Origin of the sequence: Paraburkholderia sp. 22098 (genome assembly GCF_052045935.1) — a bacterium.
Classification (GTDB): domain Bacteria; phylum Pseudomonadota; class Gammaproteobacteria; order Burkholderiales; family Burkholderiaceae; genus Paraburkholderia; species Paraburkholderia caledonica.
In genome coordinates, this window is the sequence record NZ_JBQEPV010000008.1 from 288,285 (window position 1) to 306,678 (window position 18,394).

Here is an 18,394-nt window from a genome sequence, read left to right on the forward strand (position 1 = left end):
TGATGATGACGTTATTGAGAAGAAGCGGACCTCGCGATGAAGCGCCGGTCACGCGCCGCGCGCCAGCGCGCAACCAGATTGGGTATCAGCACGGATGCAAGCAGCAATACGCCGGTGACGATGGTGAGCGTCTCGCTCGAAACGTCGTCGAGCGTCAATGCGTTCTTGAGCACACCGATAATCAGCAGCGACAGCAGCACGCCGATCATCGAGCCGCGTCCACCGAAAATGCTCACGCCGCCGAACAGTACCGCTGCGATCACCGACAACTCGAAGCCCTCGCCGTTGTCGCCCCGTGCGCTGGTGAAACGCAGCGTGTAGACCACACCCGCAAGCGCGCTCATCAGACCGGACAGCACGAAAAGACGCAACCTTATCTTCGTGACTTCGATGCCGGAGAACGCGGCGGCAGTCGGATTGGCGCCGATTGCGTACAAGCTGCGGCCAAACGCTGTGGACTGCAGCAACACGGTAAACAGCACTGCGCCGACAATCACGATCGCAAACGGCAACGGGATAAAAGTTCCGCCGAGCGTATCCATGCCGAACGCCGTATAGGCCGGGGGAAAATCGGCGACGGCCTGGTCGCCGAGAAGCACGTAGGCAAGCCCGCGAAAGAGCGCGAGCGTGCCGATGGTCACCGCGAGCGATGGCAGGTTCAGCTTGACGATCACAAGCCCGTTCAGCAGGCCCGCCAAAGCGCCGGCAACCAATACGAGCGCGATCACGACAGGCATCGGCAAGCCCATGTGCCACAGCACACCCATTAACGCGCTGGATGCACCGAGTACCGAAGCCACCGACAGATCGATTTCAGCGGCAACGATAATCAACGTCATCGGCAGTGCCATCAACGCGATCTCGGTGAGATCCGCCAACACGTTGCTGAGATTCGCACCGGTCAGAAAGACCGGCGACAGCACTCGCCCGAGCGCGATCGACAGAATCAGCACGATCACGAGCAATACTTCCCATTGCAGCGGCGTTTCGCGTTTGCGCGTGAGCAGCGCGGAATCGGGTTTAGCCATGATCGCGTTTCCTCATCATGCGTTTGGCGACGGAGCGGGCGAGCAACGTATCGGCGGTAATAGCCGCGACGATCAGCGCGCCTTCGATCGCCTGCTCCCAGAATGGAGAGACGTGCAGCACGACCAGTGCAATGCTGATCACGCCCAGCACGAGCGCGCCGAGCGTCGCACCGAGTATCGTACCGACGCCGCCCGTGATCGCGACGCTGCCGACAACGGCAGCCGCGACGACCTGCAGCTCGATGCCCTTTGCGGTGCTGGCGTCGACGGTGCCGAAACGCGCAAGCCACAGTGCGCCCGCGAAGCCCGCAATTGCACCGGACAGCAGAAAACCCGCCATGACCCGCCGTTCGACGTTGACGCCCGCGAGCCGCGCCGCCTCGGGATTCGAGCCGATCGCATAATGCTCACGGCCGCCGCGAAACTGCTTGAGGTAAATAGCGAGAGCAAGCAGCACGACGAGCGCGATCAGCGCAAGCGTCGGTATGCCGAAGAAGGTGCCGGTCGCAAGCCGCGAAAAGGTATCGGGCAGACTGGTGGCGTTGATCTGTCCGCCGTGCACCCACGCATAATCTGCACCCCGAAATATATAAAGTGTGGACAGCGTCGCAACGAGCGACGGCACGCGCCCCACCGCCACGAGCAGCGCATTGATGCCGCCTGCCACGAGACCGATGCCGAGCCCCGCCGCGAGCGCGACGACCACCGGCATCTGCGGAAACGCGACGTACAGGCTGCCCACTGCATAGGCGCTGATGCCGACCGTCGAGCCCACCGACAGATCGATATGGCGCATCAGAATGACCACTGTCATGCCCGCGGTCAGCAGACTAATGATCGACACATTGAGCAGCACGTCGCGCAGATTCTGCAGGTTCAGGAACTGCGGTCTCGCGAGAGCGGTGCCCACGATCAGTAGAATCAGCACGACGAACAGCGTCGTCTCGCGGCTCTTTGCGAGGTTCGCTGCGAAGCCGCCCGCTGTGGCCGGCGGGCGCTTGGAAGGCGGCGGCGCCTGGACCGGCGCGGGGTGAGTCGAAGAATGGCGCATCATGCCGCGTTCCCTAACGGTGGAATCGGTTGTCCCAGCGCCGCGGCCATGATGCGTTCTTCGTCGGCCTCGGCACGTGCAATGTCCGCACTGATACGCCCCTCGTGCATGACCAGTACGCGGTCGGCCATGCCCAGTACTTCCGGCAATTCGCTCGAAATCATCAGCACTGCCATGCCGTCGCGCACCAGTTCGGCAAGCGCGCTATACACCTCCGCTTTCGCGCCGACGTCGATACCGCGAGTGGGTTCGTCGATGATCAGAACTTTCGGGTTCGTGGCGAGCCACTTGCCCAGCACGACTTTCTGCTGATTGCCGCCCGACAGCGTGCCGACCGGCGCGTTGGGATCGCCCGCTTTCAGCCGTAGGCGCGTGCCCCACTGGTTCGCGAGCTGCGTCTCGCTGCGTGTCGTGATGAGACCATGTCTGACGAGACGGCCGAGCACTGTCATCGACGCGTTGCGCGCGATGCTCAACTCCAGCGCGAGTCCTTGCTGCCGGCGGTCTTCCGGTACGAGCGCGAGGCCGGCGCGCACGGCAGCAGCGGGACTGCCGGCCGTAAGTGGCTTGCCGCCTATCTGGATGTGGCCGGCGTCGAGCGGGTCGATGCCGAAAATCGCACGCGCGACTTCGCTGCGACCCGCGCCGACCAGCCCCGCCAGCGCCACGATTTCGCCTGCCCGCACGTCGAATGAAATGTCCTTGAAAACGCCCACGCGCGTGAGCCCTCGCACCGACAGGCGCACTTCGCCAGGCGGCCGCTCCGCTTTCGGATAGAACGTCTCAAGATCGCGGCCGACCATTTTTGACACGATGGCGTCGGTGTTCAGATCGGCAGTCATGCCGTCGAACACCTTCGCGCCGTCGCGCATGATGGTGACCCGTTGGGTCAGCGCAAAGACTTCATCGAGACGGTGCGTGATGAAGAGTATCGCCACGTCGCGCTCGCGCAGCTTGCGCACGATCGCAAAAAGACGTTCCACTTCCGTCAGCGACAAGGCCGCCGTCGGTTCGTCCATGATCAGTACATTGGCGTTCAGCGACAACGCCTTTGCGATTTCGATGACTTGCTGATCTGCAATGGACAAGCCGCGCACCAGTTGATCCGCGCGCAGATCGACGCCGAGCGAGGCGAGCAGTCCGTCTACCTCGCGGCGCATCGCGTCGTATTGAATGCGCCCGAACCGGTCGACCGGTTGCCGTCCCATGAAAATGTTTTCCGCGATCGACAAGTCGAAGAACAGCGTAGGTTCCTGATAGATCACCGCGAGCCCGGCATCGCGCGCTTGAGCAGGCGTGGCGAAGCGGCGCGCGACGCCGTCCACCAGCAGTTCGCCGCTATCCGGCTGATGCACGCCTGCAAGGATTTTGACGAGCGTCGACTTGCCCGCGCCGTTCTCGCCGAGCAGCGCGTGCACTTCCCCCGGCCACAACGAGAGATCGCCGTCCGATAGCGCGCGGACCCGGCCGAACGATTTGCTCGCGTGCCGCAATTCGAGCCTCGGCACGGCGGATATAGGTTGCTGCACTGCGTGTCTCCTTCTTTTACGTTATGGCGTGCCCGTCCTGCTTGTGTCCACGCGACCCGCTTCAGATGCGATAGAAACGCTCGGCGTTACCGCAAAAAAGCGCCTCTTTTTCTGCAGCGCTCGCACCTTCGACAATCGCTGCATACGCATGCCACAAACCCGCGTAGGAGCCGAACAAGCGGTCGACGGGAAAGTTCGACGCGAACATTGCGCGCTCGACTCCGAACGCGTCGATCGTTTCGAGCACGTAGGGCCGCAGGCTTTCCACGGTCCACTGATGATCGAACATCGCAAGTCCGCTGATCTTCACGCAGACGTTCTCGCAATCCGCCAGCATGCGCATGCCGTCGCGCCATGCGCGGTAACCGGCGACGCTGTCGCGATCGACGAACATGCCTGCATGGTTGACGGCGAAGCGGGTGTCGCCATAAGCGCGCGCCAACGCCGCGGCCTCTTCCATTTGCGACGGATAAAGTTGCAGGTCGAACGACATGTCGTAACGGCGCAGCAACGCAAAGTTCTCACGCCATTGCGGCTCGCGCATGAAATGGCGGCCCACATAGTCGAACAGCGTGTTCTCGTGCACGTTGAGAATCTGCCGGATGCCGCGCGTATTGGCGAACGACGCATGCGCTTCGAGCAACGCGGGCGCATCCGCTGAAGACAGGTCCACCGCGGCGACAATCGCGTTCGGCATGCCGCGCGATTCATGACGATCCGCAATGCCTTGCAGCCAGCGCGTTTCCTCGACGGGGTCGGCGGGATCGTGATTCGCTTCCACGTGCACGACTTTCTTCACATCGATATCCCCGGCTTCGCCGAGCAGATCGGCGAGCAGATAGTCGTGCTTCAGGTCGCGCGCATCGCCAACAAACGACACGCCGGGATTTTCAAGCCACGGATAGCGATGCGTCTTCAGGTCCCACAAGTGAATATGCGAATCGACAACCTGCATGCGATGCCTCCGTCGTTTCAAGCGTGCAATTCAGCGTGAACGTCAGCTCGAACTTCAGCCGAGCGAACTCAGACGAAACACCTGTTCGAGCGGTTGCTGATGCGGCGTGTGGTCCGGCGCTGTATGCATGATGTCGGCCATGTAATCCCACCATTTGCGCATGACTTCGAGTTCAGGGAGCGCGTCCATCGTGTGATGCGTGGTTCGCGTGAGCACGGCGAACAGATGATCGGTGCCGGGGTCGAAGAAAATCCGGTACTCGCGCACGCCCGCGTTGTGCAACGCGTCAACAAGTTCTGGCCAGATCTCGGCGTGACGGCGCTCGTACTCCTCGCGCATGCCGGGGTTGAGCACCATCCGGAAAGCGATTGTCTCCATTGCGGCTGTCTCGTCGTTATTGGCGCCTTCGCGGCGAAGCGCCTGCAAAGACTATAATTCGTGCGTCGATAGCATCTCAATCCGTAGTTGGGATTGGGCGATCCACAAACCGAATCGCACGGCAACCATGAGCCAACTCTCAGCAACTGTCGCACTCGTCAATCGGCTCAAGTTCAAGCACCTTGCACTGCTCGTCGCGCTCGACGACGCACGCAACCTCCACCAGGCTGCCGAAGCGGTGAACGTTGCACAGCCGAGCGCCAGCCGCATGTTGGGCGATATCGAAGAGGCGTTCGGCTTTCTGCTGTTCGAGCGCAACGCGCGCGGCATGACGCCCACGCCGCTGGGCGTCGTCACGCTGGCCTACGCACGGCGTGCGCTCGCCGAACTCACGCGTTTCGCCGAAGACCTGGAAGTCAAACGACGCGGCGGACATGGACAGTTGACCGTTGGCGCGATCATGGGCGCGGCGCCCGATCTGTTGGCAATGGCCGTCGCCGCGTTGAAAACCGAAAGCCCGTTGCTGAACGTGCGCATTCTCGGCGAGACCAGCGACCAGGTGGTGCAATTGCTGCATCGCCGCGAAGTCGACCTTGCGCTTGGACGACTGACGAGTCCGTTGCAACACAACGATTTCAGTTTCGAGCCCCTCGCGCGCGAGACCTTGCTGCTCGTCGTGCGTTCGGTGCATCCGCTTGCGAGCCGCGCGCGCATGACATTGCGCGAACTGATCGACTGGCCTTGGGTTGCGCAGCCGGTAAGCAGTCCGGCGCGCGTGCTGTTCGAGGAAGAACTCGCGCGTGCAGGACTTGCCACGCCGGTCAATCTCACCGAATGCGCGTCGATCTTCGCCACACTGCAGCTGCTGGAAAACTACGACGCCGTGGCGATGCTGCCGGAGTCGGTAGTGCGCGATCATTTGCGCGGCAAGCTGCTCGTTGCGCTGCCGCTCGAGATCGGCAAGAGCCTTGCGGGCTTCGGCATTCTTACGCGCAAGGAAGAAACGCTCGCCGAACCCGCGCTGCGCTTCATCGAACTGCTGCGCGGCTTCTCGCGGCTTCTGGCACGCGAAGATACCGCTGCGTCCGTGCAAGCCGCTGCTGCGTCCGCTCCGGTCAGTTGATTTCGGCATCGCGCGTCATTGCAGATTGACGAACAGGCCGCCGTCCACCAGTAACGACGCGCCCGTCACATAACGCGCGCGGTCGGACGCGAGGAACACCACGCATTCGGCCACGTCTTCGGGACGGCCCAGTCGGCCCAGCGGAATGCGCTTTTCGAAGTAGGCCTTCTTCGCTTCGTCGGCGAGATCTTCGGCGTTCAGATCTGTTGCGATCGTGCCGGGCATAACGGAATTGCAGCGGATGCCGTACGGTCCTAACGCAACCGCGCATGACTGCATCAGCGAATGAACGCCTGCTTTGGTCGGCGTGTAATGCGTCTGCATGCCGCCGCCCACTAGCGCGCTGATCGAACTGGTCGCCACAATCGCCCCGCCGGTGCCTTGCGCTTTCATCTGCTGCGCGGCCGCCTGCGTGACGTAGAACGCGCCGTTCAGATTGACCGCGACCGTAGACTCCAGCACCTCCGCCGGCATGTCGAGAAACGCATGGAACGGACAAATGCCCGCGTTGCTCGCGAGCACGTCGACCTTGCCGAACGCTTCGACGGTCTGGCGCACGAGTAGCTGACCCGTTTCGCGCGCGGCAACGTTGCCTTCCACTGCGATCACGCGCCGTCCGAGCGCTTCGATCTGCTCGACCACTTCGGCGACCGCGGAACGGCGTCCGTACGACGCGTCGTTATCGCCCCAGTAGTTGATCGCCACATCCGCGCCTTCCGTTGCGCACGCAACGGCTATCGCGCGGCCAATGCCGCGTGAGCCGCCTGTGACGATCACGACCTTATCCTTGAGAAGCACGTCACTCTCCTTTGCTGGGTGATCCTGACTGCGGCCCATCAACGCGGATAAGGCCGCACCAGCGCACATTCCGGATTGAGCCTCACGCCGAAGCCCGGTGTGTCCGGCACCTTCATTCGTCCATTGACGGGCACCGGTTCGTCGAGCAGAAGCGGCGTGAACATGGGCACCACTTCGTCGGCCTTGGGCGCCATCATCAGGAACTCGGAGAAAGGCGAGTTATGACGCGTGACGACAAAATGGTAGCTATACACGGACGAACCATGCGGCACCACCATCACGTTATGAGCATCCGCAAGTGCCGATATCTTGATCAGTTCGGTGATGCCGCCGCACCAGCCCACGTCCGGCTGGATCAGATCGCAGCATTGCATTTCAAGCAGCATGCGAAAGCCCCAGCGCGTCGCCTCGTGTTCGCCCGTGGACACCATCATGCCGCGCGGCACGTTGCGGCGCAGTTCGGCGTAACCCCAGTAGTCGTCGGGCGACAGGCACTCTTCGATCCATTTGAGCCCGTACTCGTGCGCGGCGTGCGCGAGGCGCGTTGCGTACGGCACGTCGAGACTCATCCAGCAGTCGTACATCAGCCAGAAGTCGTCGCCCACGCGGCTGCGCATGTCCGCGAGCTTTTCGAGGTTGAGTTTGAGCCCGGCTTCCCCTTCTGCCGGGCTATGCTGCAACGGCAGTTTTCCGCCGATGAAACCCATCTCCTTCGCCAGGTCGGGACGTGCGCCGGTCGCATAGAACATGAGTTCGTCGCGCACGGGACCGCCCAATAGCTGATACACAGGCTCCTCGCGCACCTTTGCGAGCAGATCCCACAAGGCGAGATCGACGCCGGAGATCGTATTGAGAACCACGCCTTTGCGCCCGTAGTAAAGCGTCGCGTAGTACATTTGATCCCACATCTTCTCGATGTCGGTCACGAGCTGACCTTCAAGAAAACGCGCGAGGTGTTTCTCGACGATGAACGCGCCGATTTCGCCGCCCGTCGTCACCGCGAAGCCGACCGTGCCGTCGCTTGCTTCTATCTCGACCACCAGCGTGCCCAGCACATTGATGCCGAACGACTGGCGGCTCTGACGATACTCGGGATAGCGCGCCATCGGCGTCGAGATGTGATCGTCGATCCAGTGTCCGCCGGGCTGATCGTGGTAGTCCGCGCCGCCGCCGCGGACGATGAAGGCACGCACGTGCCGGATAGTAGGCATGGCCATGAGAGAGGGGCTCCGTGATAGGCGTCGAACGTGTCGCCGGAAATGTGCCCTTAGCGGGCGCGGTGCAGCAAGTCGTGGGTTTTGCCGGGTGCCTGTGCGTGACCACGCAGCAGCGTGCCGATCAGCAGCGCGGCGATGAGACTCGACGCGCCCAGCACGACCAGTCCCGCAGATGTCGAGGAAAACGCGTGTTCCGCAGCGGTGCGCAAGCTGGGCGCAATAAAGCCGCCGAGGCTGCCGAGCGAGTTGATCAGCGCGATGCCGCCCGCGGCGGCCGCACCGGTTAGCAGGCGTGTCGGGAAGGTCCAGAAAAGCGGTTGAGCCGCGATGAAGCCGCTCGCCGCGCAACACAACGCAACAAGCCCGATCGCGGGGTCATGAGCGAGACCCGACACGCCGATGCCAAGGCCCGCGACGACAAGCAATGCCGACGCCCACAGACGGTGTCCGCCCGTGCGATCCGCGCGGCGCGGCACATACCAGGTCACCACGAGCGCGCACAGCCAGGGCAATGCCGCGACGAGGCCGACATGAAATCCCACCGTCGTGCCGAGCAGAGCTGCGACTTGTTGCGGCAGATAAAAGATCACGCCGTACACGCTCATTTGAATCAGCAGATAGATCAGCGAGAGCAGCAGCACGCGACGATCCACTAGCGCGGCGAGAAGGCGATGCGGCCCATGCGCGGACGCCGCACGCGCGTCTTCGTCGAGGGCCGAGCGCAGGCTTGTGCGCTCCTGCTCGTTAAGCCAGCGGGCGTTTTCCGGACGATTGTCGAGATACCAGAACGCCCAGACGCCGACGAGCGTCGCCAGAATGCCTTCGACGAGAAAAAGCCACTGCCAGCCCGCGAGACCCAGCGAGCCATTCAGTTCGAGCAGCAAGCCCGACAATGGACTGCCGAAAATGAACGCCAACGGTGCGCCGAAATAAAACATGCCGACGGCCCGGGCACGCGCGCGCTGCGGAAACCAGTGCGTCAGGTAATAGATCACGCCGGGGAAAAAACCTGCTTCGGCAACGCCCAGCAAGAAGCGCAGCGCGTAGAACGTGGTGGCGGTATGAGCGAGACACATTGCTGCCGACACGAGTCCCCATGTCACCATGATGCGGCACATCCACGCACGCGCGCCGACACGATGCAGCAGCAGATTACTTGGCACTTCGAACAATGCATAGCCAACAAAGAACACGCCCGCGCCGAATGCGAACGCCGCGTTCGAGAGCCCCGTGTCGTGTTGCAGCGCTTTTTGCGCGAAGCCGATGTTCGCGCGGTCGAGAAACGCCAGCACGTACATCAGCAGCAGGAACGGCAACAGCCGGCGCATTACCTTGCTGTTGATCGCCTCCAGTGAAGCGCTCGCATGCGGGTCCATGTCGTCTCCTTCGCGCAACTCGCGTTGGCGGCTGCGCGGTTCTTGTATATCGTGCTGCTTGCGGCTCGTATTTCCGGGGCGCCGTATATCCGCGCGACGCCCGCGCGAATGATCAGTAAGTGGCGCGTCCGCCCGAAAGGTCGAATACCGAACCGGTGCTGAACGCGCAGTCTTCGGATGCGAGCCAAAGAATGAGCGACGCCGCTTCCTCGGGCAACAGAAAACGGTTCATCGGAATCTTCGAGAGCATGTAGTCGATGTGCTGCTGCGACATCGAATCGAAAATCTCGGTCTTGGCCGCAGCGGGCGTGACCGCGTTGACGAGAATGTTCTTCGTCGCAAGTTCTTTGCCGAGCGACTTCGTGAGGCCGATCAGCCCCGCCTTCGACGCGCTGTAATGCGAGGCGTTCGGGTTGCCCTCTTTGCCCGCCACCGACGCGATGTTAACGATGCGTCCATAGCCCTGCTTCAGCATCTGCGGAACGACCGCGCGGCACGTGAGGTACGGGCCGATCAGGTTCACGTCGATCACGCGGCGCCAGACGTCCGGCTCCAGTTCCCACGTAGTGCCGTTGCCGCCAGTAATGCCCGCGCAGTTGACGAGTACGTCGATCGCGCCGTGATCGGCGACGGTCCGTTCGACAGCTTGCGCCACAGCCGATTCCTGTGTGAGCTCGACGGTCACTGCCGTCACCTTGCCGAGTTCGCTGAGTTCGCGCTGACTGCGCGCGAGGCGTTCGGCGTCGACGTCCCATAGGGCGACCGACGCGCCCGATTGCAGCGCCCGTTGCGCCACCGCGTAGCCGATGCCGCGAGCGCCACCGGTAATGGCGACAACGCGTCCGTCCAGATCGATTCGATTCATTTGTGTCTCCTGTCGCACGGTTCACGTGCGCCCAAGTTGTTGTAGCCGTTAGCGTCCGTGTTGCGCTTCACGCCAATATACGAGCGACGCGATGCCTCAACAATCCGAGAATTGGAAAGGTCGATAACAAAAGCGGATCGGGGCGTGGCGGCGCGCAAGGTGCCAATGCGACAGGACTTTGGGAAAGGACTGGGGGAAAGGTTACGGCAACTGCGAGGTCTGGCCGCGAGCACCGTCGCGACCGTGCATCAATAAGGCCAAGTCAAAGCGCTTCCTGGCAAAGCGCCATCATTCGCTGAACCATCGTGCTTGCTTCGTTCAGCTCCATTTCGCTGGTGAAGAGCGCCTGTACATTCGACAGTCGCACGGCAACGCCCGCGTCCTTCAGATCCCGGCTCGCGATCTTCAAAGCGAGTTGCCCGATGTTCACGCGTTCGAGCCAGTCCATGCTCATGTTGTTTTTCGCGAGCCACTGGCGGCAGCATTGGACGACGTGATCCACACGCCAGTCCGCACTGAGTGCATAGGAGGCCGCTGCGATCGCTACGAGGAAGCACAGCAGTTCCGCGCGCGTGGCAGAGGGTCGTGTCGATTCCGTGTGTTTCATCCGCTTGTCTTTTGCGTGGGTGGCGTCCGGCTTTCGCCTGGCTTACGGCTTGTGCTTCGTTCATCAGCACTCGCCGGGCGTGTCAAATGTATAGATAGTCAGCAAACGAAATTGCGGGCGCGCGCTTGAAAATCAATACCGCATCGACGCCCGCAGGCCTGGTTGCGTGACTAGTCTCCACACGCCGCACTGCACTCGGCGCAAGCTACCGCTTTCGGCGCGAGTTTGCCCGCGCCGCTTCGGCCGAAGCTGACGAGCGCCGCCAGGCCGAGCAACGCGAGGCCGCTACCGAACAGGAAGTCGGTGGAAATGCCGACCTGATCGACTACGATACCGCCGACTAGCGAGCCCACCGCGATCGCCACCTGAATGATGCTCACAAAGAGCGCAGAGCCCGCTTCCGGTGAATCTGGCGTTGCCTGCTGAATCCAGATGCTGAAGCACAGCGGCAACGCGCCAAAAGAAACGCCCCACGCGAGCACGAGCGCGACGACGCCGATCGACGAATGCTGCAACATGGGCAGCAGAATGAGCGCGAACATCAGCAGCGAGATCATTGCGCCGAGCGAGATTTTCAGGCTGCGCGTGACCGTCGACGAAACCGCAAAGTTCGAGGAGAACCCGATGATGCCGAAGCCAAGCAACAACCAGGTGACAGTCGCCATCGAGAGATTTGCATTGCGCAGCAGGAACGGCGTGATGTACGTGTACGACGAGAAATGCGCGCCGAACACAAGCCCGACCATCAACATGCTCCGGCGCGGATAGGGCCTGCGCAGCAGCGAAACCAGATCGTTTAGCCGCAATGCGACGCTCGACGGCAACGACGGCACGAACAGGAACTGCGCGATGAGCGCAGCCGCGACGAGACCGCCAGTTGCCATAAACGACGCGCGCCACGACGCGAAACTCGCAATGAAGGTTCCGAGCGGCACGCCGATCACCGTCGCACAGGTCACGCCGGTGAGAATGGTGGCCATTGCGCGGGCCGAGTCTTTCGGTTGCACGAGGCGCCCGGACGCCGCAGTCGCAAGTGTCCAGAAACCGCCCAGCGCGGCGCCGAGTAATGCGCGGCCCACCAGCATCAAACCGAAGTTCGGCGCAAACGCGGAAATCAGATTCGACGCAAGCAATAGGGCCGTGAGTAACAGAAACACTAGCCGCCGATCCATTCGACCGGCGACCAGCATCAAGCCGGGCGCCGAGATCGCGGCGATAACGCCGGGCACAGTGACCATTAAACCGGCCGTACCGGCAGACACGCCGAGATCCGCGGCGATGCGCGGCAGCAGGCCGACCGGCAAAAACTCTGTGGTGACGAACGCGAAGGCGCCGATCGCAACGGCCACGACTGCGAGCCACGAACGTAGCGACGACGATGGCGCATCGCCGGGCGCGACGGCGCTCGCCGGCAGATTATCTTCTCTTAACATAGTATTGTTTGCGAGTTATTAACAACGAATGGGATTAGAGCGACTGCACATTGCTAATCACCTTCGAAGATCGACTCGCAGGCTGTACGGCACGAGTAAAAAAGCAGGCCATATTGGCCTGCTCTGAATTTCGATCGACGAAGTGGTGGGTGCATGCTGGACGGAACACACCTTAACATCGTATTAAATCGCTCGCTGAGCCCTGCGAAAAATTGCAGTTGCGGGTGGGGTTATTCGAGCGAATCGAGCGTCGTTGTGCGCTCACCTTTCCTGCGACGGCGACGCACGGCAGCGTTGGGCATGACGCTTGCTGAATGCGCGGACAGCATCTAGCGCACTCATCGCTCACTCAAAGGAATTTGAACATGGTTAGCACCCGCCCCTGCACCGCGACCTGCGTCATCGACGGCATGCCGGTCACCCTGACCTTTTATCCCGACAGCGGCATATTGCGGATCGCCGATCCGTCGGGTACATGTATCAAGGAAACGCGCTGGCATGCGTCGTGGCGTTCGCTGCTCGACGAATTCCGCCGCTTCGGCGAGCGGGCCGCGATGCAAGGACCGGGAGTCGAGGCGATGGTGAGCCGCATCGTCGAAAGCTCCGAAGACACAACCGCGCAACCCGCGCTGGCATGAACGGAAACGCGAGGCGGTGCGCCCGCTGGGAGCGTGCCACCTCGACGTATTGCGCGGCTTACCGCCCGAAGTAAATCCTGCATTGCGGGCCGCCCGAACAGGGCATATTTTGCCGGGTTCCCGATTCTGAGCGCCCTGCCGCCGTCCCGCCATAAGAGACATTCTGAACGGACTGAGAAGCCGTTCCCGCGGGTTCTATCAACGACATGTCGGTCGTTGCCTGTGCCGATTCGTTCGCGTGCTGCATCAGCCTGTGGCCGGAAGTTGTGCCGGCGCCCGGCTGAGTTGGCGCGTCGTCGGCGTTTGCGGCTCGCGGCGCGAGGAAAAGAATGGCGGTCACCACCGCCATCAATAAACGAAGTTTCATGGTCCAGACTCCTTGAATCCGGCGCAGCAGTATCGCCCCTCCCCAATAATCGATCTGCGTAAAAAACTTTCTGGCCGATGGAGGCCGACGCAAGTGCCAATAGCGACGCGGGCCCGCTGCGTCGACCCGTCGAATGCAACCAGCAACGAGTCGCCCGCGCCCTGGCCGGCGCCGGATACGCTAGTACGATGCGGGATCAGGCGCCTCAGGCTGGAAAACACGGATTGTTCTCTCCGCTATTCTTTTATAGTTCGGCCGCCACGGAATTCAAATTGGCGCACGGAAACGGTGAACAATACTGGGGGCGGAGCGAACAACCTTCGCATGAGCGTTCAAATGCGACAAAATCAGTTAAAACGGTGCGTGCATTGCGCGCGCAGTGCGTTATGATGCTGTCATAACCACAAGAAAGGGCCGCGCGCGGAACGCCGTCGTAAGACAGTGCGTGGACGCGAGACCAGCCGCCCAAATCAGTGCATCGTCATCATCGTTGTTTCCAATTTCGATCAATAACCTCACCGCGGACCGGCGCCATTTAATTGGACTCGAAGCTCTCGCGGGTTTTCCTCGCAATCTGCATTTGACAGAACGCTGGACGCTTTAGAAGGACTAATATCTTATGGACGAAAGGAAGCGAGATAGCATGATTGCGTATCTCCGCCATCGCATGGAAGAGTTTGGCATCAAACCGGAAGACCTTGCCGCCCTGCTAGCATCCGAACCTGCCGCGCAAAAGAACGCACGCTACCGCAGCGCGACAGGAGACAGCTGGGACGGCCAGGGGGAAATGCCCCAATGGCTCAAGCAGGCAATCAGCGCAGGCCAATCAATCGACCATTTTGAATTATCGGCTCCGCCCGCACCCGCGCCGCAGCCGAAAAAGCGCGTCGACTGGAAGAACGATCCATTTGCAGGCAGTCCGCTCGCGCGCTCGAACGAGCACTGAGTGGCCGGCGCCGCGCTATCGCTACACGTTACAGGTTGGGCAAACTGGCAGGAGCACGAGTGCGTGCACCGCGGGCCGACATCGCTCGCGACAGCAGCGCATCTTGCGGCGCTTCAATAAAGGCGCTTAACTGACGCACGATTTGCCAGAACACCTTTTGAAACAGGCGAACGCGCTCTGACTCGGATATACCGTCGGCGAGCGGATTGGCAAAATGCCAGGCAGCGAGTTCGGGGTCTCCCGGAAAGGCGGGCGCATGCGGAACCGCAACGCTCGCGTCGAGCGCGACCACGAGGTCCATGCGGGGCGCCCATTCGCCTGTGAATTCAAGCCAGCTTTTCGGGCATAGCACGCCGAGGTCCGACACGCCGGGCCGCAATTGCGCGACCGTCAATGGATGAACCCGCAAGGCCGGCTCGGGCCCTGCGCTGAATGCCTCGAACCGGTGCCCAGCCAGTTCCCGAAGCAAAGCTTCCGCCATGATGCTGCGTGCTGAATTCTCACGACAGAGAAACAGCACTTTATATTTCCTGGTCACGCTTACCCCGTACTCTGTTTTTGTATCTTCTATGTGCGATTGTGCCCGCTGAGTCTTGCGCCCCCGTGACAGTACGATGTCTTTAATCCGCGCGCTACGGGAATTTGCCCCTGGAAACGCCCTGAAGAGGGCGAGCGAGGCCAGATAATCAGAACTTCAGCCCATTGAGGAACTGAAACCACAGCCCGCCCAGGCCTCCGGCCGGGTGTGTCTCCCCTGCCGCTTCCTCGCGTTTGCCGTGGGCTGCGCGAGCGGCATGCGCGTCGCGATCGGCAGTCTCTCCGCTATGAGCGCCCGCCGTTGCCGGTTCAAATGACCTGTCGGCGCTCGCTTCGCCGGACGCGGCCTCAGTAGCAGTTGCGTTCACCGTTGTCTCGCGCCGCGAAGCCTGCAACGCCGCCACGCTATCCGCGATCTGCGCGGCGCGCGCGGGATCGCATTCCCGCCCGAGCAGTACGCCGAACACGACATCGCGGTTATGGCCTTCGTCGGCGAAACGCATTGCAAGTGCGACCATTCTGGCGTAAGCCGCCTCTTCTGCCGCGCGTGCCGCTGCCTCGCGCTCCGCCTGTGCCTGTTGATGGCGCGAGCGCTGCCGCTCCCATTCCCCCATCTGCTCGGCGTAGACCGCGTCGTACACCTTGCGTTGCTGCGCGTCGGACAGAATCGCGTAGGCGTCGCGAATCTCCTGGAAGGTGGCGCGCGCAACTTCCTCGGAGCCCACGTTGCGGTCGGGATGCCACTTCATCGCGGCCTTGCGGTACGCGCGTTTGATTTCTTCGCCGGTGGCGTGCATGGGCACGCCGAGGGTGTCATAGAGGGTTGCCATTTGCCTGCTCGAACTCGCCGGGTATCGTGTCGCGGACCATCGTAGCACGCGGTAAACGGCTGGACCGTGAACGCGCGGCGTCTGCACGTCGTGCGAACCGGCGGACAAAAAAAAGCCCCGCCACTAACGTAGCGAGGCCGAGTCCCATGTCAAGGAGTGTCATGGAGGAGACGCTTCGATCATAGCGGCGGCCACCACTTGCGCCCCCAACCAATTGTTCGCCATATGCTTATCGGGGCCGGTGAAGTGCGGACAATCAGATGCGATCGGCGCAAATCGACACGGGCGGAGCCACCCAAGCGCACACCCACGGCTCGCGGTTATATGGTTAGAACAAAAAGTCGCTTCGTGCGGGGCCTCGCGCTCATTAAGATGGTGCTTCAAAGTCCGGTTTAGCCGGGCCCGCCTCAGCGCGGACTCGCGCAAAAGCGCCGTGATCCGCTACAGAAGGAGCATTTCGTTGACCAGTTTCGACCATAACCGCCGGCCGCTCGTTGTCGGCATTGGCGGCACGACGCGGGCGGCCTCGTCGACCGAGCGAGCGCTCGGCTTTGCGCTGCGCGGCGCCCAGGCGGCGGGTGCCACCACCCGGCTGTTCGGCGGCACGTTCCTGCATAGCCTGCCGCATTACGCGCCGGAACACAGCGAACGCACCGACGAACAACTCGAACTGATCGAAGCCGTGCGCCACGCCGACGCCCTGATCATCGCGACGCCGGGCTATCACGGCGGCGTCTCCGGACTCGTCAAGAACGCGCTCGACACGCTGGAGGAACTACGCGCCGACGAGCGTCCGTATCTGGACGGCCGCGCGGTCGGCTGCATCGTGACCGCCTATGGCTGGCAAGCCGCGGGTTCTGTGCTGACGTCTCTGCGCTCGATCGTGCACGCGTTGCGCGGCTGGCCGACGCCATTCGGGGCCGGCATCAACACGCTCGAAACGCGTTTCGATAGTGTCGACACCTGTTCCGACCCAAAGGTGGTCGATCAACTCGCTACTGTCGGCCAGCAAGCCGCGCAATTCGCGCTGGCCTTCAACGCGCATCGCGTGGCAAGCCCGAATGCATCGGGCACCTCACAGCAGCACGCGCAACCCGCACGTCTGCTGCACGCGGTTTAATCCCCTCGCCTACGACGCCCCCGGCCGCATTCGCGGACCGGGGTACTCGCGCTTGTACGAACCGTGCGCCACATAACAGACTAATAACGTTGCGCGCGGGATAGTGTGTCCGAACCCGGCAAACATGCCGTTACCCGGTCTTCTGACAAGCGTTCCGGACCTCCGCTAATTTGCTTGCGAAGAAAGATTGGTTCACGGGCCCTTCAGTGCGGCCTACGCTTGAGCCTGCCCGCCGACTCATCCGCCGCCTGATGCCCACGCAAACGCGTGGCGTCATATGCACCGGCTCCTTGCAACATAAGCGGGCATCTTCACTGCCACAACTATGAATTCACATATTCGCTACAAGGGCTACGAAGTTGCACCGGCCGCGCAACGTTTGCCCAATGGGCTGTTCGCCGCCAACCTGACCATCGAAAAAGCCAGCGCGAGCCGCAGCCAGGCATATTGTTTCGACGCGCTCGATTATTTCTTCGACGAAGAACATGCGCTCGACTACGCGTTTCGCTGGGGACGCATGTGGGTCGATAATCAGCAGTGACCCCGCAGTGACCCGCAGTGCCGTCCAGCGGCCACAATCATCAGGCGCCTGCAGTGCACCGCAGGCGCCGTATCCCGGGGCAATGTGACAGAATAGGCGACACATCGAGTTCGCTCTCTGTACGCTTGCCATGTCCGACTCATTGATAGATGTAGCCGAAGACCACAGCCTGCGCCACTGGACCTTCACCGGCACCGCCCGCGTGAAGATCGGCTCCGAGGCGCACAAGCACATGTTCTGCCGCATGTTGCTCGAGACTCACGATCCCTACAAACCCGCCGTGATCGACTGGCCTGCGCTGTCGCCCGATGCGCTCGAGCGGCTGTGCTCGCTGCCCATCTGGGACATTGCGGTGCAGACCGAAGGCCGCGCGTCGATCAACGTTCACACTTACGCCGAGCAACTGAGCGACCCGCTGCTTCGCGAAGCCATCACGATGGACGGCGACGAAGAGGCCCGTCACAAACGCGTGCTTGCAAAACTGATTGCGGCATACGGCATCGAGATCGCGCCCGAACCGCACTATCCGCCGCCGCGCGATCCCGAATGGGCATGGATGCGCACGGGCTACAGCGAATGCATCGACAGTTTCTTTGCGTTCGGCCTGTTTCGCGCCGCGCAGCAGTCAGGCTACTTTCCCGAAGCACTCGTCGAAACTTTCGAGCCCGTGATCCAGGAAGAAGCGCGTCACATTCTGTTTTTCGTTAATTGGGTCGCGTGGCATCGACATAACATGCCGCTGTGGCGCAGGCCGTGGCACGCGTTGCGCGTGGCCGCGATCTGGGCCGTGCTGATCTGGGAGCGCGTGGCGATTGCGAGAGGCATCGACGCGAACGGCGTCGCGCACGACTCGAACTTCCTGCCCGCGAACAGCAGTGTGATCGGCAAAGGGCTCGAAACGCCAGAACTCATCGAGCTATGCCTCGCGGAGAACGAGCGCCGCATGAGCGGCTACGACGTGCGGCTGCTGCGTCCGCGGCTCGTGCCCACGCTCGCGCGATTCGTGTTGCGCTTCATCACCCGTTCGCGTCGAACAAACACTGCATGATAAGGAG

20 protein-coding genes are annotated in these 18,394 nt (G+C 62.0%); 6 read left to right on the forward strand and 14 right to left on the reverse strand.

All coding sequences use genetic code 11. The features are described from left to right. Window positions 1–11: 11 nt before the first annotated feature. The 5 genes from ACTJLB_RS19090 to rhaM form a co-directional block, all read right to left on the reverse strand. Window positions 12–1,028: an ABC transporter permease gene (locus ACTJLB_RS19090; RefSeq protein ID WP_088173882.1), complete on the reverse strand. Its 1,017-nt coding sequence runs from the start codon at window positions 1,026–1,028 to the stop codon at window positions 12–14. Further along, window positions 1,021–2,082, reverse strand: coding sequence for an ABC transporter permease (locus tag ACTJLB_RS19095; RefSeq protein ID WP_131318747.1), 1,062 nt, complete (start codon window positions 2,080–2,082; stop codon window positions 1,021–1,023). The genes ACTJLB_RS19090 and ACTJLB_RS19095 overlap by 8 nt, the downstream gene beginning before the upstream one ends. Beyond that, window positions 2,079–3,608, reverse strand: a complete 1,530-nt coding sequence (locus ACTJLB_RS19100; protein WP_408167032.1) for a sugar ABC transporter ATP-binding protein — start codon at window positions 3,606–3,608, stop codon at window positions 2,079–2,081. Before ACTJLB_RS19100 ends, ACTJLB_RS19095 begins: the two co-directional genes overlap by 4 nt. Window positions 3,609–3,669: 61 nt before the next feature. Continuing rightward, on the reverse strand, window positions 3,670–4,563 hold the full coding sequence (locus ACTJLB_RS19105) for an amidohydrolase family protein (protein ID WP_408493114.1): 894 nt from the start codon (window positions 4,561–4,563) through the stop codon (window positions 3,670–3,672). Between the two features lie 54 nt (window positions 4,564–4,617). Beyond that, on the reverse strand, window positions 4,618–4,941 hold the full coding sequence (gene rhaM, locus ACTJLB_RS19110) for an L-rhamnose mutarotase (protein ID WP_088174007.1): 324 nt from the start codon (window positions 4,939–4,941) through the stop codon (window positions 4,618–4,620). A 127-nt stretch (window positions 4,942–5,068) separates the two neighbouring features. On the opposite strand from rhaM, the gene ACTJLB_RS19115 reads away from it, so the two are divergent. Further along, complete coding sequence (locus ACTJLB_RS19115) at window positions 5,069–6,064, forward strand: LysR family transcriptional regulator (RefSeq protein ID WP_440784185.1); 996 nt, start codon at window positions 5,069–5,071, stop codon at window positions 6,062–6,064. Window positions 6,065–6,079: 15 nt separating this feature from the next. On the opposite strand, the gene ACTJLB_RS19120 is transcribed toward ACTJLB_RS19115, so the two are convergent. The 6 genes from ACTJLB_RS19120 to ACTJLB_RS19145 all read right to left on the reverse strand — a co-directional run bounded on the left by ACTJLB_RS19120 (window position 6,080) and on the right by ACTJLB_RS19145 (window position 12,360). Continuing rightward, window positions 6,080–6,862, reverse strand: coding sequence for an SDR family NAD(P)-dependent oxidoreductase (locus ACTJLB_RS19120; RefSeq protein ID WP_087753323.1), 783 nt, complete (start codon window positions 6,860–6,862; stop codon window positions 6,080–6,082). 38 nt (window positions 6,863–6,900) lie between these two features. After that, window positions 6,901–8,079: an L-rhamnonate dehydratase gene (rhmD, locus tag ACTJLB_RS19125; protein WP_440784187.1), complete on the reverse strand. Its 1,179-nt coding sequence runs from the start codon at window positions 8,077–8,079 to the stop codon at window positions 6,901–6,903. 50 nt (window positions 8,080–8,129) lie between these two features. Then, on the reverse strand, window positions 8,130–9,455 hold the full coding sequence (locus ACTJLB_RS19130) for an MFS transporter (RefSeq protein WP_440784188.1): 1,326 nt from the start codon (window positions 9,453–9,455) through the stop codon (window positions 8,130–8,132). A 112-nt stretch (window positions 9,456–9,567) separates the two neighbouring features. Then, window positions 9,568–10,320 carry an SDR family NAD(P)-dependent oxidoreductase gene (locus tag ACTJLB_RS19135; RefSeq protein WP_088173888.1) on the reverse strand — a complete coding sequence of 251 codons (753 nt, stop codon included), beginning with the start codon at window positions 10,318–10,320 and terminating at the stop codon, window positions 9,568–9,570. Window positions 10,321–10,582: 262 nt separating this feature from the next. After that, the gene (locus ACTJLB_RS19140; protein WP_020066256.1) at window positions 10,583–10,927 is read right to left on the reverse strand and encodes a hypothetical protein; all 345 of its coding nucleotides are present in this window, start codon (window positions 10,925–10,927) and stop codon (window positions 10,583–10,585) included. A gap of 170 nt (window positions 10,928–11,097) precedes the next feature. Further along, on the reverse strand, window positions 11,098–12,360 hold the full coding sequence (locus tag ACTJLB_RS19145) for an MFS transporter (RefSeq protein ID WP_440784189.1): 1,263 nt from the start codon (window positions 12,358–12,360) through the stop codon (window positions 11,098–11,100). Between the two features lie 365 nt (window positions 12,361–12,725). Between ACTJLB_RS19145 and ACTJLB_RS19150 the strand changes: the two genes are divergently transcribed. Next, the gene (locus tag ACTJLB_RS19150; RefSeq protein WP_020066259.1) at window positions 12,726–12,998 is read left to right on the forward strand and encodes a hypothetical protein; all 273 of its coding nucleotides are present in this window, start codon (window positions 12,726–12,728) and stop codon (window positions 12,996–12,998) included. Between the two features lie 58 nt (window positions 12,999–13,056). On the opposite strand, the gene ACTJLB_RS19155 is transcribed toward ACTJLB_RS19150, so the two are convergent. Continuing rightward, window positions 13,057–13,365, reverse strand: a complete 309-nt coding sequence (locus tag ACTJLB_RS19155; RefSeq protein WP_020066260.1) for a hypothetical protein — start codon at window positions 13,363–13,365, stop codon at window positions 13,057–13,059. Between the two features lie 619 nt (window positions 13,366–13,984). On the opposite strand from ACTJLB_RS19155, the gene ACTJLB_RS19160 reads away from it, so the two are divergent. After that, window positions 13,985–14,311: an H-NS histone family protein gene (locus ACTJLB_RS19160; RefSeq protein WP_027775861.1), complete on the forward strand. Its 327-nt coding sequence runs from the start codon at window positions 13,985–13,987 to the stop codon at window positions 14,309–14,311. Window positions 14,312–14,339: 28 nt separating this feature from the next. Here the strand turns inward: ACTJLB_RS19160 and ACTJLB_RS19165 are convergent, their stop codons facing one another. Continuing rightward, on the reverse strand, window positions 14,340–14,792 hold the full coding sequence (locus ACTJLB_RS19165; protein WP_440784190.1) for a low molecular weight phosphatase family protein: 453 nt from the start codon (window positions 14,790–14,792) through the stop codon (window positions 14,340–14,342). 205 nt (window positions 14,793–14,997) lie between these two features. Further along, entirely contained in the window at window positions 14,998–15,678 is a 681-nt protein-coding gene (locus ACTJLB_RS19170) for a J domain-containing protein (RefSeq protein WP_440784191.1), read from the reverse strand. 460 nt (window positions 15,679–16,138) lie between these two features. On the opposite strand from ACTJLB_RS19170, the gene ACTJLB_RS19175 reads away from it, so the two are divergent. From ACTJLB_RS19175 to ACTJLB_RS19185, 3 genes are all read left to right on the forward strand, one after another. Beyond that, window positions 16,139–16,798 carry an NADPH-dependent FMN reductase gene (locus ACTJLB_RS19175; protein WP_440784192.1) on the forward strand — a complete coding sequence of 220 codons (660 nt, stop codon included), beginning with the start codon at window positions 16,139–16,141 and terminating at the stop codon, window positions 16,796–16,798. 325 nt (window positions 16,799–17,123) lie between these two features. Next, window positions 17,124–17,339: a hypothetical protein gene (locus ACTJLB_RS19180; RefSeq protein WP_020066265.1), complete on the forward strand. Its 216-nt coding sequence runs from the start codon at window positions 17,124–17,126 to the stop codon at window positions 17,337–17,339. Window positions 17,340–17,469: 130 nt separating this feature from the next. Further along, on the forward strand, window positions 17,470–18,387 hold the full coding sequence (locus ACTJLB_RS19185) for a ferritin-like domain-containing protein (protein WP_440784193.1): 918 nt from the start codon (window positions 17,470–17,472) through the stop codon (window positions 18,385–18,387). Window positions 18,388–18,394 lie beyond the last annotated feature (7 nt).

What these genes read in the sequence shown, in the direction of transcription:
- ACTJLB_RS19090 (WP_088173882.1), bottom strand. Translation starts at nt 1,028, where the DNA reads ATGGCTAAACCCGATTCCGCGCTGCTCACGCGCAAACGCGAAACGCCG.
- ACTJLB_RS19095 (WP_131318747.1), bottom strand. Translation starts at nt 2,082, where the DNA reads ATGATGCGCCATTCTTCGACTCACCCCGCGCCGGTCCAGGCGCCGCCG.
- ACTJLB_RS19105 (WP_408493114.1), bottom strand. Translation starts at nt 4,563, where the DNA reads ATGCAGGTTGTCGATTCGCATATTCACTTGTGGGACCTGAAGACGCAT.
- rhaM (WP_088174007.1), bottom strand. Translation starts at nt 4,941, where the DNA reads ATGGAGACAATCGCTTTCCGGATGGTGCTCAACCCCGGCATGCGCGAG.
- ACTJLB_RS19115 (WP_440784185.1), top strand. Translation starts at nt 5,069, where the DNA reads ATGAGCCAACTCTCAGCAACTGTCGCACTCGTCAATCGGCTCAAGTTC.
- rhmD (WP_440784187.1), bottom strand. Translation starts at nt 8,079, where the DNA reads ATGGCCATGCCTACTATCCGGCACGTGCGTGCCTTCATCGTCCGCGGC.
- ACTJLB_RS19130 (WP_440784188.1), bottom strand. Translation starts at nt 9,455, where the DNA reads ATGGACCCGCATGCGAGCGCTTCACTGGAGGCGATCAACAGCAAGGTA.
- ACTJLB_RS19135 (WP_088173888.1), bottom strand. Translation starts at nt 10,320, where the DNA reads ATGAATCGAATCGATCTGGACGGACGCGTTGTCGCCATTACCGGTGGC.
- ACTJLB_RS19140 (WP_020066256.1), bottom strand. Translation starts at nt 10,927, where the DNA reads ATGAAACACACGGAATCGACACGACCCTCTGCCACGCGCGCGGAACTG.
- ACTJLB_RS19145 (WP_440784189.1), bottom strand. Translation starts at nt 12,360, where the DNA reads ATGTTAAGAGAAGATAATCTGCCGGCGAGCGCCGTCGCGCCCGGCGAT.
- ACTJLB_RS19150 (WP_020066259.1), top strand. Translation starts at nt 12,726, where the DNA reads ATGGTTAGCACCCGCCCCTGCACCGCGACCTGCGTCATCGACGGCATG.
- ACTJLB_RS19155 (WP_020066260.1), bottom strand. Translation starts at nt 13,365, where the DNA reads ATGAAACTTCGTTTATTGATGGCGGTGGTGACCGCCATTCTTTTCCTC.
- ACTJLB_RS19160 (WP_027775861.1), top strand. Translation starts at nt 13,985, where the DNA reads ATGGACGAAAGGAAGCGAGATAGCATGATTGCGTATCTCCGCCATCGC.
- ACTJLB_RS19165 (WP_440784190.1), bottom strand. Translation starts at nt 14,792, where the DNA reads ATGGCGGAAGCTTTGCTTCGGGAACTGGCTGGGCACCGGTTCGAGGCA.
- ACTJLB_RS19170 (WP_440784191.1), bottom strand. Translation starts at nt 15,678, where the DNA reads ATGGCAACCCTCTATGACACCCTCGGCGTGCCCATGCACGCCACCGGC.
- ACTJLB_RS19180 (WP_020066265.1), top strand. Translation starts at nt 17,124, where the DNA reads ATGAATTCACATATTCGCTACAAGGGCTACGAAGTTGCACCGGCCGCG.
- ACTJLB_RS19185 (WP_440784193.1), top strand. Translation starts at nt 17,470, where the DNA reads ATGTCCGACTCATTGATAGATGTAGCCGAAGACCACAGCCTGCGCCAC.